The sequence below is a fragment of the Liquorilactobacillus satsumensis genome (assembly GCF_964065465.1).
GTDB lineage: Bacteria > Bacillota > Bacilli > Lactobacillales > Lactobacillaceae > Liquorilactobacillus > Liquorilactobacillus satsumensis.
In genome coordinates, this window is record NZ_OZ061606.1 from 695,081 (window position 1) to 707,800 (window position 12,720).

General features: G+C 41.2%; 16 protein-coding genes and 1 other annotated feature (1 of these 17 running past the window's edge). Of the genes, 2 read left to right on the forward strand and 14 right to left on the reverse strand.

What is annotated here, in order from left to right; genetic code table 11:
* Positions 1-36: a sequence feature (ribosomal protein L10 leader region), on the reverse strand; it reaches 96 nt to the left of the window's first position.
* Positions 37-94: 58 nt separating this feature from the next.
* The 14 genes from rplA to AB3Y88_RS03325 all read right to left on the reverse strand — a co-directional run bounded on the left by rplA (position 95) and on the right by AB3Y88_RS03325 (position 11,576).
* Positions 95-784 (reverse strand): 50S ribosomal protein L1, encoded by a 690-nt coding sequence (gene rplA / locus AB3Y88_RS03260; protein WP_228887836.1) that lies wholly within the window; start codon positions 782-784, stop codon positions 95-97.
* Positions 785-886: 102 nt separating this feature from the next.
* Positions 887-1,312, reverse strand: a complete 426-nt coding sequence (gene rplK, locus AB3Y88_RS03265; protein WP_056959680.1) for a 50S ribosomal protein L11 — start codon at positions 1,310-1,312, stop codon at positions 887-889.
* Positions 1,313-1,430: 118 nt separating this feature from the next.
* Positions 1,431-2,165, reverse strand: coding sequence for an alpha/beta hydrolase (locus AB3Y88_RS03270; RefSeq protein WP_228887837.1), 735 nt, complete (start codon positions 2,163-2,165; stop codon positions 1,431-1,433).
* Positions 2,166-2,201: 36 nt separating this feature from the next.
* On the reverse strand, positions 2,202-2,753 hold the full coding sequence (gene nusG / locus AB3Y88_RS03275) for a transcription termination/antitermination protein NusG (RefSeq protein WP_056959683.1): 552 nt from the start codon (positions 2,751-2,753) through the stop codon (positions 2,202-2,204).
* A gap of 135 nt (positions 2,754-2,888) precedes the next feature.
* A complete protein-coding gene (secE, locus tag AB3Y88_RS03280) occupies positions 2,889-3,056 on the reverse strand; it encodes a preprotein translocase subunit SecE (protein WP_054757221.1) in 168 nt (55 codons plus the stop codon).
* 12 nt (positions 3,057-3,068) lie between these two features.
* Positions 3,069-3,218 (reverse strand): 50S ribosomal protein L33, encoded by a 150-nt coding sequence (gene rpmG / locus AB3Y88_RS03285; RefSeq protein ID WP_082610387.1) that lies wholly within the window; start codon positions 3,216-3,218, stop codon positions 3,069-3,071.
* Between the two features lie 58 nt (positions 3,219-3,276).
* Positions 3,277-3,816, reverse strand: coding sequence for an NYN domain-containing protein (locus tag AB3Y88_RS03290; protein ID WP_056959685.1), 540 nt, complete (start codon positions 3,814-3,816; stop codon positions 3,277-3,279).
* On the reverse strand, positions 3,817-4,572 hold the full coding sequence (gene rlmB, locus AB3Y88_RS03295) for a 23S rRNA (guanosine(2251)-2'-O)-methyltransferase RlmB (RefSeq protein ID WP_056959687.1): 756 nt from the start codon (positions 4,570-4,572) through the stop codon (positions 3,817-3,819).
* Entirely contained in the window at positions 4,553-4,969 is a 417-nt protein-coding gene (locus tag AB3Y88_RS03300) for a Mini-ribonuclease 3 (protein WP_056959689.1), read from the reverse strand. The genes rlmB and AB3Y88_RS03300 overlap by 20 nt, the downstream gene beginning before the upstream one ends.
* Positions 4,962-6,389: a cysteine--tRNA ligase gene (gene cysS, locus AB3Y88_RS03305; RefSeq protein ID WP_228887838.1), complete on the reverse strand. Its 1,428-nt coding sequence runs from the start codon at positions 6,387-6,389 to the stop codon at positions 4,962-4,964. Before cysS ends, AB3Y88_RS03300 begins: the two co-directional genes overlap by 8 nt.
* Before the next feature lie 435 nt (positions 6,390-6,824).
* Positions 6,825-8,315 (reverse strand): glutamate--tRNA ligase, encoded by a 1,491-nt coding sequence (gltX, locus tag AB3Y88_RS03310; protein ID WP_228887839.1) that lies wholly within the window; start codon positions 8,313-8,315, stop codon positions 6,825-6,827.
* 122 nt (positions 8,316-8,437) lie between these two features.
* Positions 8,438-9,559 (reverse strand): PIN/TRAM domain-containing protein, encoded by a 1,122-nt coding sequence (locus AB3Y88_RS03315; protein ID WP_056959695.1) that lies wholly within the window; start codon positions 9,557-9,559, stop codon positions 8,438-8,440.
* Positions 9,560-9,585: 26 nt separating this feature from the next.
* The gene (gene radA / locus AB3Y88_RS03320; protein WP_056959697.1) at positions 9,586-10,956 is read right to left on the reverse strand and encodes a DNA repair protein RadA; all 1,371 of its coding nucleotides are present in this window, start codon (positions 10,954-10,956) and stop codon (positions 9,586-9,588) included.
* Positions 10,957-11,039: 83 nt separating this feature from the next.
* Entirely contained in the window at positions 11,040-11,576 is a 537-nt protein-coding gene (locus AB3Y88_RS03325; protein ID WP_056959699.1) for a dUTP diphosphatase, read from the reverse strand.
* Positions 11,577-11,681: 105 nt separating this feature from the next.
* Between AB3Y88_RS03325 and AB3Y88_RS03330 the strand changes: the two genes are divergently transcribed.
* A complete protein-coding gene (locus AB3Y88_RS03330) occupies positions 11,682-11,972 on the forward strand; it encodes a GNAT family N-acetyltransferase (protein WP_054757212.1) in 291 nt (96 codons plus the stop codon).
* 15 nt (positions 11,973-11,987) lie between these two features.
* Positions 11,988-12,671: a ribose-5-phosphate isomerase RpiA gene (gene rpiA / locus AB3Y88_RS03335; protein ID WP_228887840.1), complete on the forward strand. Its 684-nt coding sequence runs from the start codon at positions 11,988-11,990 to the stop codon at positions 12,669-12,671.
* Positions 12,672-12,720: the final 49 nt, after the last annotated feature.

A 12,720-nucleotide genomic window follows, 5' to 3' on the forward strand; every position in this document is an offset into this window, starting at 1 on the left:
CGCCACCTGAGTCTTAGGTAGAATCATTTATAAAATTGACCTTAGTTAACATACCACATCAGTTAAACGAAGTCAACCAACGTTCGGTTGCAAACTAAAGTGCTGAAATCTCAAGCGCTACACTTGGGCCAAACGTTGAAGCAACAGAAACATGCTGAATGTACTGTCCCTTAACAGATGCAGGGCGTGATTTTGCAATAATATCTTGAATAGTTTTGAAGTTTTCTGCTAATGCTTCTGCAGAAAACGAAACTTTGCCAAGTGGTACATGCACATTACCAGCTTTGTCAGTCCGGTAAGTCACTTTACCTGCTTTAGATTCAGAAACAGCTTTAGTAACATCCATTGTAACTGTACCAGTCTTAGGGTTTGGCATTAAGCCTTTAGGTCCTAAAACACGTCCTAATCGACCAACTTGGGCCATCATATCAGGGGTAGCAATTGCAACATCAAAGTCTAACCAGCCATCAGTAATCTTTTGGACCAAATCATCATCCCCAACAAAATCAGCACCAGCTTCTTTTGCATCTTTAGCTTTTTGTCCTTTAGCAAAAACGATGACTGTCTGCTCTTTACCAGTTCCATTTGGTAAAACAACAGCACCACGCAACTGTTGGTCAGCTTGCTTGGTATCAAGATTTAAGTGATATGCAACTTCAACTGTTGCATCAAAATTTGCAAAATCGATTTCTTTAACTAAAGCTAACGCTGCATTTGCATCGTATGCTTTTCCGGCTTCGATCTTCTTAGAAGCCTCGATATATTTTTTACTCTTTTTAGCCATTTGTGTTTTCCTCCTTGCAATGTGTGGTGAAACGGATATACCTCCCACTTGGTACATTTATTTTCATAAAGTACCCGACTGAGAAGCACGGTAAAGAGAAGCTTAATCTTTTACGACAAAGCCCATGCTTCGTGCAGTACCTTCAATCATGCGCATTGCAGCTTCAACATCTGCAGCGTTTAGATCTTGCATTTTTGTTTCAGCGATTTCCTTAACTTGTGCCTTAGTAACTGTTGCAACTTTGTTAGTATTAGGTTCGCCGGAACCATGTTCAACACCAGCAGCCTTCTTTAACAAGACAGCCGCAGGTGGTGTTTTTGTTACAAAGTCGAATGAACGATCTTCGTAAACAGAAATCACAACAGGAATTAACATGCCAGCTTGATCAGCTGTACGTGCATTAAATTCCTTAGTGAAGCCCATAATATTAATTCCTGCTTGACCCAAAGCCGGTCCAACTGGGGGAGCCGGTGTTGCTTTCCCTGCAGGAATTTGCAATTTAACAACATTAATTACTTTTTTAGCCACGGTACATACCTCCTTAAAGTCCGTGTGTGGTACGGATGGTCAGCTTATTTGACCTCCCACTAGTACGCAACAGCATACTAGATTAACATAGCACATCTTCAAACTCGGTGCAAGAGTTTTATTTAAGCAAAAAAGCTGCGATCGCTGCAAAGACTGCGTTATTTCTGTGCAGCCGCTGATGTGCCGCCATTTTACCTTCAAACACTAATTCTCGATAAAAATTGCCTTTTTTCAGTAAAAAACGCAGCATCCGCGCCGAACTGACCGCGACTTTTCCGTCAGAAAAACCATCATCAATGTCACCAATAATGTTCAAAAACTGCGTCGTTCTTGAAATATTAACCGCTCCACGCCGCATCTGCGCAAATAAATTAGTAGGATATAGCGGTCCCAAATGTGAAACAGGAATTCGCTCTACTTCTTTTGTATCTCGTCCAGGTTCAAGATCATTAAAAGGCGCGCCTAAACAAACAATTTTTCTCACCTGCGGCAAACAAGGATCTTGTGCGCATGTAGTCAATAAATGCAGCACGCTGACTGCTCCCATAGAATGTGCAACAATACTCAGATGCTGAATATTATCCTCGTTCTTAAGCTTGAAGAGCAATTCCTTTAACCATGCACTTTGCTGGGTTACTGAAGCATGATTGCGCAAGAAAATTACTTGAACAGCAACTCCAGTGCGAATCTTTTTTCCCCAGATCCAACTTTTACCTCGAGAATTGATAAATACCAAAGTTCGTTTTGAACAGAGCTGCTTTTGCTTAAAAAAACGAATCATCCTATCAAAAGAAAAAAAATTTCCTGCATAACCATGAATAAAGAGCAGTGGTTCATCAAATTTTTTATTCATAACTCTCACTCTTTTTCAATCTCGAAGTATTTTAGCTTAAACTAATTTATCAACTTGATCGTAATTTAGTTCAGTTGCCGTTTCACGGCCAAACATATCGATATTAACCCGCAACTTCATCTTTTCCCGATCGATTTCTGTAATTTTGCCGACTAACCCAGAGAAAGCACCCTCAACAATTTTAACTGATTCGCCAACCTCAACGTCAAATTCCTTATGCCGCGAACTCATTCCTAACCGGCGCAGAATTAATTCAACTTCTTCGCCTAATAAAGGAGCGGGTTTGCTACCTGCGCCATGGGAACCAACGAAGCCTGTGACTCCAGGGGTGTTACGTGCAACATACCACGAACGGTCAGACATCACCATTTCTACTAAAACATATCCTGGAAAAGTTTTTTTACTCTCAACTTTATCTTTCCCAGTCTTAGTAGTTTCATGTTCTTCTTCTTCAGGAACCACTACGCGGAAAATATAGTCTTCCATTCCCATTGACTGTGCCCGCGACTCTAAGTTAGTCTTTACCTTATTTTCATATCCAGAATAGGTATGTAAAACATACCAATTTTTTTCTAATGACTCGGCCATGATTTTGCCTCCTTAAGTTAACCGAAAAAACGAAAAATAAAAAAACCTCGCTCAAACGAAGTTTTCCTCACTACAATTAAGTATAGCATAAAACTAAACTCAACCACTAGATTTTTTTATGCTAGCTCTAATTTTCTATGCCAATAAGCTAATCAATTGCTGAACCGCAAAATCGACCACTGCAAAGAAGATAGCGAATAGGACAGCTGTTGAAATCACAGTTGTTGTATCGCTGACGGTTTCTTTGCGCGTTGGCCATCTTGTTTCTTTAATTGTTTTGATGACACTTCTGAAAAACTTCACCAAAAGCCCTCCCTATCTTGTTTCCTGATGCAATGTATGTTTATTACAATATTTACAGAATTTTTTAACCTGCAGGCGCTCTACTCGATTAGCATTAGAATTCAGAGTATAGTTACGCGAGCCGCAAACTGAACATGCTAAAGCGACCTTTTTTTGTGACATTTCAAATACCTCTCAGTCATTAATTCAGAAATAACTCTAACATGCAGCACGTTAACTGTCAATCATCACTATGATCCTCGTGTGAGAGCTGTTCACGTAGCTGCGCTAATTTCTGGAGCTGCTGTTCATCCCAAGGAAGCCTTCTTACCGCAGCTTCGTCTTGATACTTTTGGGCTTGTCGTTGAACTTCTTTGTTAGCACGCTTAATATCCTGGTACAGCTCCCAAGCTGGAATCCGCATTGCCCCTTGTGAAAAGATTGTCCACTGCTCAGCTTGATCACTCGTAGCAACTGTGACTTGTGTCAGCCGATTTTGCAATTCTTTTGCAAGCGACTCGATATGGGTGTCCGCAGTTTCATCCTCCGCGGTCCAAATAATCTTGAGCCCGTATTGCCGATAACTCTTGCTTAACCCCGGAACGTACATCGCATCAAAAACCACAATGATCTGATAATCCCGTTGTTTGTGATAATTGGATAAAATGCGCAACAGTTGATCGCGCGCTTCTTCCAAACGACCGGATAATTTAAGCTTATTTAATTTTGGCCAATTTCCAATCATGTTATAGGCATCAACAATCAGGATGTTCTTCTTCATTTATTTTCTCCTTGAAGTGAATCCCTGATAGATCAATAGTGCAGCAGCAACACTGGCATTTAAACTTTGAACATGACCGCTCATTGGGATTGTCAGCATCTCGTCACATTCTTTTTTCAAAAGTGGCGAAATTCCTTTACCTTCATTTCCAATCACTAGTGCAACTGCACCGTGTGCATCCCACTTGCGAAAATCTTTGCCGCTCATATCGGTCCCAAAAATCCACAGTCCTTTTTCCTTTAATTTTTGGACAGTTTGTACTAAGTTGGTAACCCGAGTTACAGGAACGTGTTCAATTGCACCAGTTGAAGTTTTCGCAACAGTTGAAGTCAACTGTACCGCCCGTCGTTTAGGAATAATAATCCCATGTACCCCGGCGGCATCAGCCGTTCGCATCATTGAACCTAAATTGTGCGGGTCTTCTATGCCATCAAGAATCAAAAAAAACGGTGCTTCCCCTTTAGCCGCAGCTGCTGCAAAAAGATCATCTAGCTGGGCGTAGGCATAAGCCGCTACTGCAACCACAACTCCCTGATGGTTTTGCCCGTCAGCCAACAAATCCAATTTGCTTTTAGGCACCGTTGACACAATGATTTTCCTTTTTTTAGCAAGTTGACTGAGTTCGCTGAGTGCATCAGACTGGTTCTTTTCTTGAATAAAAACCTTATTAATATTTTGATGATTCTTTAATGCCTCTAAGGCAGGATGCCTCCCAATTATGAACTCTGCATTCTGTTCAGTCTTGTCCAAGTTCATCCTTCTTTCCTTCAATTGTCACTATACACCACTGTGCCAGCTCGTCTAATCTTTGGGTTTGTTCACTTAAGTAAAGATAGCCAAATAAAGCTTCAAAACCAGTTGAAATACGATAAGTTAATACAGAAGTGTTTTTAGCAGTTGTGTGGCTTTTAGCATTCCGCCCCCGTTTGAAATACTCCTGCTCGACAGGAGTTAATAAGTCCTCTTCTTCCATCTTTGTGATTAAAAAAGCTTGGGCCTTCGCGGAAACAAAGTGCGTTGCTATGCGATGCAGCTTATTGGGCTTCGTCAACCCTGCAGCAATCAAGTGCCGACGAATGTAGACTTCATAAATTGCATCACCCATATAAGCTAAGGCGATCCCATTGATTTGTTCAAAAGATTCGTCATTCATTCCTTTTCCACCTTGTTCCTTGAGGAGTATCTTCCAATATTATCCCTCTTTCTTTTAACTCGTCACGCAAAGCATCACTCCGCGCAAAATCACGCTGTGCACGCGCCACATCCCGTTGTGCAATTAAGTCTTCAATCTGCTGATCATCCTTTTGATGCTCAGTTTCGCCATCAGTCAACTTGATCCCAAAAATCTGCAGTAATTCTTGCAGCAGTGTTCTCAAGGCTATAAGCGTTGCTGCTGCTGGTGCAGTTGAAGCGCTATATACATTTACTTCCTTTGCAATTTCATAAACAACAGTAATTCCATTTTGGACATTTAAATCATCATCCATTGCTTGAATAAATGCAGCTTTTTTTGCTTGCAAATAGGCTGCCATATTACTTTCAAGCGCCTTTTTTGGCTCAGCAAAACGTAAGCGATAACCCGCATTCTGATAAGCATTTGTTATTTTTTTAAGGTTAGCGCTCGCCTCATCTAAATTAGCCTGGCTGTATCTGATAGGTCGCCGATACTGTGTCGTTGCCATAAAAAAGCGTAAAATCTGGGGTGAAACACTTTTGATGAGTTCATGAACTGTTACAAAATTTCCCAATGACTTACTCATTTTTTCGTCATCGTCACCAATCGTTACGAATCCATTATGCAACCAGTAGTTTGCAAATCTTTGCCCGGTCTTGGCCTCACTTTGTGCAATTTCATTTTCATGATGCGGAAATTCTAAATCCTGCCCACCAGCATGAATATCAAGCGTTGCGCCTAAATACTTAGTTGCCATCACAGAGCATTCAATATGCCAACCAGGACGTCCTTTACTCCATGGCGAGTCCCACGAAATTTCACCTGGTTTAGCTGCCTTCCAAAGCGCAAAATCAAGTGGATCTTCCTTTTTAAGTGCTTCAACTGTACTAATCCGCTCGCTTGCACCTTCTTCAAGCTGATCGACAGATTGTCCTGATAGCTGCCCATAATTTTTAAATTTACGTGCCCGATAATACACGTCTCCTTGTGATTCATACGCGTACCCCTTGGCAACAAGTGCTTCTACAAAAGCAATGATATCATCCATAATATCCATAACTCGTGGATTAAGTGTTGCACGTTCAATGTTCAGTGCATCGGTATCTTCATAGAAGGCCTCAATGTACTTATCTGCTACCGCGCGTGGACTGATATTTTGCTCGTGCCCTACACGAATGATCTTGTCATCTACATCAGTAAAGTTAGAAACATAATTAACATGATAACCTCTAAACTCAAAATAACGCCGGACCGTGTCAAATGCAATTGAACTTCTTGCATTTCCAATATGAATGTAATTATAAACAGTCGGGCCACAGACATACATGTTCACTACTCCGGGAACGCGCGGAACAAACTCTTCTTTTTTATTTGTCAAAGTATTATATAGTTGAATCATGCAGCGTGCCTCCTTTTTTAATTCTAATTATATACGATTCGCACAGAGTGTGGTATAAGTTGAAAAATTTTCAGCAAATTTTCCAACCTCAAGGCACCAGCGACGCTTAACACCAATAGCACGAAGTTAAAAGCATTGAACTGCAAACTTTCCTAACTTTGACACAATCTGCTGTTGGGGTCGTACCCCCAAAGATCCCTAAAATAAAATTAGGGACTGGGTCAAAAGTTAAATTTTGATCAGGTCCCTCTATTTATGCTGGATAACTGTGTTCCATAAGTCAAAATTTTCGCCCTAACTTTAAATTACTCATGCCGCAGTACGCGTAATTTTTGTAACCGCAAGTTAGTCATCAAATTTTACCGTCTTATAGTGCACTTCCATTACCACACTTTTTTATTTCAAAATACTTGGTTAAATCCTAACCCCTGTCACTTATTTTCCAATCTCAGCCAGGGTTTTTTGCAAATGCATCAACGCCTTAGTGCGCCCGAGCAATTCGACAGAAGCTGCTAGTTCAGGTCCGTGGGTTTCACGCGTTGTTGCAATTCTAATCGGCATATACAACTTACGTCCACGGACGCCAGTTTCGTGCTGAATAGCATAAATTGCATTTTGGATTTCCGTTGCATCAAAAAGCGGCAATTCTTTAATCTTCTGCGCAAATGCGTTCAAAACAACGGGTGCACTTTCATCAGCAAGTTCCTTCAAAGCCGCCTCATCTAAAGTTGCCGGATCATCAAAGAAAATTTCTGAAAGTTTGATTATCTGTCCTGTAAATGACATCTGCTGTTTAAAGAGATTCGTCAATTTACGCGCCCATTCAATTGTTTTAGCATCAGGGTCAGCGGGAATTCTGCCTGCTTTAATCAGCTGTTTCAAGGAAGAATCTGCAATCAAATCTTCTCGTGCATTCTTAACATATTGATTATTAATCCATTCCAGCTTTTTGGCATCAAACGAGGCTGGCGAGCGGCTGAGACGTTTCGGATCAAACATGCCAATCAATTCTTTACGGTTAAAGATTTCTTTTTCACCAACTGGTGACCACCCTAATAAAGTAATGAAGTTGAACATAGCATCAGGAAGATAACCCAAGGAGCGATATTGTTCGATAAATTGCAACACACTTTCGTCCCGCTTGCTGAGTTTTTTGCCAGTTTCTGTATTAATAATTAAAGTCATATGCCCAAAAACAGGAGGTTCCCAACCAAAAGCTTCATACACAACTAACTGCTTAGGAGTATTAGCAATATGGTCGTCTCCCCGTAAGACATGCGTAATCTTCATCAGATGATCGTCCACCACGACGGCAAAATTGTATGTTGGCATCCCATCACGTTTTTGAATAACAAAATCTCCACCAATTGTGTTGGATTCAAAACTAATATGTCCTTTGACGATATCATCGAACTCATAAGTCTTATTTTGAGGAACTCGAATCCGGACAACCGGTTCTAGACCTGCAGCACGAGCTTGTGACTGCTTTGCAGCAATTTCTTCAGCATTCATTCCTTCATATTCATAAACATATCTAGGAGCCTCACCACGCGCCTTTTGCTCTTCGCGCTGTTTTGTCAGCTCTTCTTCTGTCATGAACGACTCATAGGCCAAGCCTTTGTCTAGTAACTCCTGGACTAAGGGTTTATAGATTGCCAAACGTTCTGATTGACGGTAAGGGCCATATTCACCAGGTTTGTCCGGACCTTCATCCCAGTCCATTCCCAACCAAGTCAAATTATCTAATTGGCTTTTTTCACCATCGGCAATATTCCGTTTTAAGTCAGTGTCCTCGATTCTGATAACGAAAGTCCCATTATTATGTCGAGCAAAGAGATAATTGAATAATGCTGTACGTGCATTTCCAATATGCAAATGTCCAGTAGGACTAGGAGCATACCGGACACGAATTTTTTTGTCTGCCAATTCTAGCGCCTCTTCTTTCTTTTTCTTGATTTGATCATCCCTGAAAAAAGCGAACGATCGTTACTCTGATAATTCTACAATGAATAAAAAAAAAAATAAACCAACAGCTCTATATTTGTTGTTTAATTTTTTTCTTTTAGACTCCGCGTAGCATGGACCGGCTTAGCAAAAATCATCCGGCCTGCATCAGTCTGCAATGCACTAGTGACAACAACTTCAAGCGGTTGATTGGTATAATAACGCCCATCTTCCACCACAATCATTGTGCCATCATCAAGATAAGCAACTCCTTGTTGCCGCTCAGTCCCTTTCTTGATGACTGTCACTGTCATCTTTTCACCCGGAACAACTCGCGGTTTCAATGCTTTGGCAAGCGCATTTACATTCAAAACTTCAACGTTTTGAAATTCGCTAACTTTGTTTAGATTATAATCATTTGTAACAATCACTGCATCAAGAAGCTTGGCAAGCTTAATCAATTTGCTGTCCACTTCTTGAACATCCTCGAAGTCCCCATCATACATCTCCACAGGAACATTTTTCTCGCTCCGTAACTTATTTAAAATGTCTAGCCCCCGCCTGCCTCGGACGCGCTTAATACTATCCGCTGAATCGGCAATATATTGAAGCTCATACAAGACGAAATTGGGAACAACCAGTGTTCCTTCAATAAAACCAGTATTTACCAAATCATAGATACGACCATCGATCAAGATATTAGTATCCAGCAACTTAACTCGGTGGAAATTTTCCCCCGCTTTTCGTTCTAAAATATTTTGCCGCGAATCTTCTCGTTCTCTTTCAGGTTTGCGCCGTTGTGTAATCAACTTTTTGAAAAAATCGAGATGATTCCTCCCAACGATATAGCCTAAATAACTTAAAATAACCATTAGCACCACTGGAATAACTGTATTTAAAAGAAATAAGCGCGAATGCGAAAAAAGTGTTGAGAGCAACGCTGCAATAATCAAACCAACGACTACAGAAACGCTCGTTGAGATAATTACATACGGGCTCTGACGTGCTAAGTTATTTTCAATTCTTTGAATGAGCTTTTCAAGCGGATCAGTCACAAATAATGAGACAATAGACATGACTGCAATCCCAAGTAACACATTGACAATAAAGTTATTTATCCAAAAGTTGTTTTGGAGTGCCAATAGTAGCCACAAATATGGTAAAAAAGTGTACCCTGCGCCGATTCCAAGAACGGCAAGGACAACTTTAATCATTTTCTTTCTCATGTTTTTACTCCTTTCCAGCCTAATTATTAATTAAACACGGTTTGTAAGGCTTGTGCCAAAGTTGCCACTCCAACAATCTTTATCCCTGCAGGTGGATTCCAGCCAGTTGCATTGTTTTTAGGCAAAATCACCCGTTTAAACCCTAACTTTGCAGCTTCAGCAACTCGCTGTTCAATTCGATTAACACGTCTGATTTCACCGGTCAAACCCAATTCACCAATAAAGCAGTCGGTCGGGCGTGTCTCGGCATCGCGATAGCTTGAGGCAATGCTAACTGCAATTGCCAAATCAATTGCCGGCTCATCCAATTTGACCCCACCAGCCGCTTTTAAATAAGCATCTTGATTTTGTAACAATAAACCGGCACGTTTTTCAAGCACCGCCATAATCAATGAAATCCGATTGTGATCTAATCCGGTTGAAGTTCGCTTAGCATTCCCAAAAGCTGTGGGTGTAACCAGCGCTTGTACTTCGACCAGAATTGGTCGCGTTCCTTCCAGTGAAACTACAATTGCAGATCCGGTTGCACCTTGAAGACGTTCTTCTAAAAAGATCTCAGAAGGATTGGGAACTTCGACCAACCCATTTTCCTTCATTTCAAAAATTCCGATCTCATTAGTTGAACCAAAACGATTTTTAACGGCACGCAGTATCCTGTATGCGTGATGCAAGTCTCCTTCAAAGTAAAGCACCGTATCTACCATATGCTCCAGAATTTTAGGACCAGCTAAAGCCCCTCCCTTAGTCACATGACCAACGACAAAAATTGTAACACCATTGGTTTTGGCAATCTGTAACAATTCGGCAGTCACTTCTCGGATCTGGGAAACACTCCCGATTGCAGAGGACATTTCCGGTTCCTGCATCGTTTGGACAGAATCAATTACCACAAAATCAGGTTTCATCCGTTCTATATACTGATGAATACTTGGCATATCAGTTTCAGGATAAAGATAGAACTGTTCCCCGTTAACTCCCAGACGTTTGGCACGCAGCTTAATTTGAACGGCACTTTCTTCACCTGAAACATAAAGCACAGTATTTTGTTTAGCAGCTAACTGTCCCGAAAGTTGCAGCAAAAGTGTTGATTTGCCGATTCCAGGATCGCCTCCAATCAAAACGAGCGAGCCTGGGACAATTCCTCCCCCTAAAACACGATCAAGTTCGCGTGAATCAGTTTTAACACGCGGATTTTCCTGAACGCTAACATCTCGCAACAGTTGTGGCTTGATCCTGTTTCCACTAAAGTTAACCCGGGCGGCTTTTTTATTTGACTCTGGTTGCTGCAGCTCCTCAGTCAGTGTGTTCCACGAACCGCAGTTAGGACACCGTCCCAGATATCTGGGAGAGGTATATCCGCAATTTTGACAAACATAATGCGTTTTCGTCTTTGCCACAGGGGAACCTTCTTTCTTCTTTCTCGTACCATCTTAACATAATTAGCGAAATTTTTTGACTTTTATACCACTAAACCTTTGCTTTAACGTCCGGAAGATCCAAAGCCACCCGTTCGTTTGCGAACAATTTTTTGTTCGGCATCAGCTAACAGGAATGGCACAAAAATACCTTGCCCAATCCGTTCCCCTTTTTTTATCCGCAATTCTTTAACCCCAAAGTTAAGCAACTGGAAAAAGATCTCCCCCTCGTTATCCGCATTATTGTAATAGTCAGCATCAACGATTCCGACTCCATTTGGCAAGATTAAACTCCGCTTTAAAGGATTACTGGAACGATTAGCCAGCAATAAGAATTCATCAGGCTGCATATAGGCCTTAATCCCAGTTGGTACCAAAAAAGGTTTCAGGTCTTTTTGTGCAGCAAACTGTTCGTCTTCCAAGACTTCTTTGGCTGTCGCCATCTTCCACAAAAGTTTAATAAAATTAAGTCTCCAGATACTTGGAATGATAAAGTCTTGCGCAGCATAGAAATCATATCCTGCTGCATTTTGTGTCGCCCTAATCGGCAGGTGGATCCCTTGAGATTCGTACTTGCTGACAATTTCAAATCCTCTTTTCAAAAAATCACTCTTTCTTTGCTTAGTATTCTTATTCTATCATCATTTCCGGCCTAGATACAGGTCCAGATTACTATGATATAATTAAATAAAAAATGAGGTGATGAGATGTTTACTGCTTGGAGTGAAAGCGCTTTTGACTATTATCGAGCTCAGACGGACAAAAACCCTGTGGCCCACATTGGTTTTAGACTTATTAATCATGAACAAACCTATGTGGTTGAGCATACCTGGGTAGCTGAAGAAGCACGCGGACAAGGTCTTGCTGGAAGAATTACCAAGGATTTCCTTGATCAAGTTGCCGCTCAAAAGAAAAAAGTCTTGCCTTTATGTCCATTCACACGTGCCTTTTTTGAAAAAAATCCCGAATACAAATCCTTGTTGGCTAAAGAACGCTGAAATCGGAGGAAACTTATGAAACAAGAAGAACTAAAGAAACTAGTTGGTGAAAAAGCTGTTGATTGGGTGCATAACGACATGATTGTCGGCCTGGGAACTGGCTCGACCGTCAAGTATATGGTGACTGCACTTGCACAAAAAATCAAAACGGAACACCTTGAAATCACTGGTGTTGTTACCTCAGCCCGCACGGCAGAACAGGCCCGCTCTCTGGGAATTAGGCTAAAAAGTGTGGATGAAGTTGATCATATTGATCTAACCATTGATGGTGCTGATGAGGTAAGTGCAGACTATCAAGGAATTAAAGGCGGCGGTGCAGCCTTACTTTTTGAAAAAATCGTAGCAACTAACTCCCGTAAAAACATTTGGATTGTTGACCAAAGCAAACTTGTTAAACAGTTGGGAGCATTTCCATTACCTGTTGAGGTTATTCCGTATGGCAGCCAGCAATTGCTTACCCGTTTCGAAGCCAAAGGTTTCCATCCCAGCTTTCGTTTGACATCCGATGGTCAAAAAGTTAAAACAGATTCTGATAATTTCATTATTGATCTTCATCTTGGTGAAATTACGGCCCCTGCTGAAATGGCAACCTATCTCAAGCAACAAGTCGGGGTAGTTGAACAGGGACTCTTTTTAGACACTGTCAATACTGTGATTGCAGGTTTTGATGATGGACCTCGGGTGTTTGAAGTGCGCTAAGCCTGCAGTATTTACGCATTATCTTTTTTAGCATATAATACCTTTATAT